3 protein-coding genes are annotated in these 2,649 nt (G+C 74.6%); all 3 read right to left on the bottom strand.

The window, feature by feature from the left end; all coding sequences use genetic code 11:
- Positions 1-1,028, bottom strand: a 1,028-nt coding sequence (locus tag AC08OP_RS17550) for a bifunctional RNase H/acid phosphatase (protein ID WP_476615183.1), incomplete at its 3' end; no start/stop codon positions are given.
- Between the two features lie 50 nt (positions 1,029-1,078).
- Complete coding sequence (locus AC08OP_RS17545; protein ID WP_476615182.1) at positions 1,079-1,822, bottom strand: zinc ribbon domain-containing protein; 744 nt, start codon at positions 1,820-1,822, stop codon at positions 1,079-1,081.
- Between the two features lie 114 nt (positions 1,823-1,936).
- The coding region (locus AC08OP_RS17540; protein WP_476615181.1) for a Nif3-like dinuclear metal center hexameric protein at positions 1,937-2,649 on the bottom strand (713 nt) is incomplete at its 5' end.

Here is a 2,649-nt window from a genome sequence, read left to right as displayed (position 1 = left end):
GGGGGGGGGCGGTAGGGCGCGGCCTGTTCCGCCGCCAGCGCCAGCTGGGCCAACCCCTTGATCGGCGTGACGTGTGAGACGACGAGGACCCGCCCGCCCGGCTGCTCGGCGAGCAGCCGGTCACGCACCCGCGCCACCCGGGCCACGGTGGCGATCAGGCTCTCCCCGCCGGGCGGCGGGACGTGCGGGTCGGCGAGCCAGGCATTGAGCTCGTCGGGGAACTTCTCACGCACCTCGGCGAAGGTCAGCCCCTCCCAGGCGCCGAAGTCAGTCTCCCGCAGATCATCGACGACGACATAGTCGCGGCCGAGGGCCTCGGCGGTCTGCCGGGCCCGCTTCAGCGGCGAACTGACGACGAGATCGAACGGCTCGTCGCGCAGCCGGTTCGCCACGGCCGCGGCCTGGCCGAGCCCGACGTCGGTCAGGGCCGCCTCGACCGTCCCGCTGAACCGCTTCTCCACCGAGAGCGGGGTCTGCCCGTGACGCAGCAGCACGGTCGTCGTCGGCGGTGCGGGCGGCGCCATCCAGCCGGAGAGCCGGTTTGTCGTCGGCGCGCGGTGCGGGACCGGGTCCGGGGACTGCGGGACCGCGGGTTCCCAGGCCCGCCCGGCGGCGGCGGCGTCCATCGCCTCGTTCGCGAGCCGATCGGCGTCGGCGTTGCACGCGCGGGGCACCCACTGGAAACGGACCGCGGGGAACCGGGCGGCGAGTTCCGTCGCCTCAACCACCAGCGGCCGCATCGCCGGATGCTTGACCTTCCACCGGCCGCTCATCTGCTCGACAACGAGCTTGGAGTCCATCCGGACCTCCACCTCGGCGTCCGGGGCGATCTCAGCGGCGGCCCGCAGCCCGGCGATCAGCCCGGAGTACTCGGCGACGTTGTTCGTGGCGCGCCCGATCGAGTCCGCGCGCTCGGCCAGCAGCTTCCCCGAGCCGGCGTCGCGGACCACGGCTCCGTAGCCCGCCGGGCCCGGGTTGCCCCGCGACCCGCCGTCGGCCTCGATGACCAGCCTGCGCACGGTGCCCATCTACATGCTCCCCTCGTCTGACCCCGAGGCGGGCGGTCCCGCCGACGGTGCTACAGCCCCGATTCGGGGGTACGGACCAGGATGCGCCGGCACTCCTCGCAGCGCACCACCTCATCTGCCGGCGCCGCCGCCACGGCGCGCAGGTCGCCGCCCGACAGCTCGAGATGACAACCCTGGCAGCGGCGGCGCAGCAGGGCCGCGGCGCCCACGCCGCTGGAGGACGCCCGGATCCGCTCGTACAGCGCGACCAGCGCCTCGGGCAGCTCCGGGACGAGAGCGTCGCGGTCGTGGCGCAGCCGCGCCACCTCGGCGTCGATCTCGGCGTAAGCCTTGTCCCGCGCGGCCACCGCCGCGTCGAGCTCGGCCTGCAGGGCCGATCGCTGCTGGGACAACGCGGAGAGCCGGCTCTCCAAGCCCTCGACGATCTCCATCTTCTCGAGCGCGTCGTCCTCGAGCACGCCCTGACGGCGGGTCAGCGAGGCGAGCTCCGCCTGCAGGTTCTCCAGCTCACGCGGCGTCGAGACGGCGCCGGAATCAAGCCGCTGGGAGTCACGGGCCGAACGGGTCCGCACGAGGTCGATCTCATTCTCCAGCTTGCGCTGGGCACGTGCGACGTCGCTCAGCTCGGTCTGCGCCCCGACGACCTCACCGTCCAACGAGGTCAGCGCGGCGGTGCGCTCGGTGATGACGGCGTGCTCCGGCAGACCGCGTCGGCGGGCCACCGACCGGTCGATACCGGTGTCGAGCGCCTGCAGATCGAGCAGGCGGAGCTGAACTGCTGGGTCGGCCTTCATCGATTCCTCACTGGTACGCCTGAACGACTACACCTGGCCGACCAGGCCGGGGCGACCAGGCCCGACCCGACGCGGCGCCCTCCGTGACCCGGGCCTGCGCGCCGCCGGCACCGCCTACCGGGACGGAACGTGCACCCGCCAGGGATCGGTCACGATAGCGGATACCGACGTGCTCACCGTACGTCCCCCCGCCCGCAGACCGGCGCGCAGGCGGGTGGCGGCCTGGCTCAGCCACGGCCATTCACTCGCCCAGTGGGCGACGTCGACCACCACGACCCCGTGCGCACCGACGGCGTCGAGGACGTGATGATGCCGGCCGTCCGCGGTGACGAGGACGTCCGCTCCCGCGGCCTCGGCGGCGGCGACCAGTTCTCCCCCCGAGCCGCCGCACACCGCGATCCGCCGGACGAGCCGGTCCGCGGTACCCGTCGCCCGGACCCCGCCCGCCGTCGCCGGCAGCGCCCGGACGACCCGGGCACAGAACCGTTCCAGGGACTCGGCCGCGGGCAGGTCACCGATCCGGCCGAGGCCCCGGCACACGCTCGCCCCGCCGGCACCGCCCTCATCACCGGCACCGCCCTCATCACCGACACCGCCCTCGTCGGCCCCGGCGTCCGCCGGAGCGGGCAGCGGGGCCGGGCCGGGCAGCAGTCCCGGGCCGAGCAGCGGAGCGACGTCGCGCAACCCCAGGGCGTCGGCAAGCGCGTCACTCACGCCCGGCGCGGCGACATCGGCGTTCGTGTGCACGGTGTACAGGGCGACGCCGGCCCGGATCAGGGTGGCCACGACCCGCCCGCCCGGACCGGTCTCGGCGACGCCGTGCACTC

The organism is Frankia sp. CeRuru1, assembly GCF_977966315.1.
This window is presented reverse-complemented; position numbering and strand designations above follow the sequence as displayed.

What these genes read in the sequence shown, in the direction of transcription:
- AC08OP_RS17545 (WP_476615182.1), bottom strand. Translation starts at nt 1,822, where the DNA reads ATGAAGGCCGACCCAGCAGTTCAGCTCCGCCTGCTCGATCTGCAGGCG.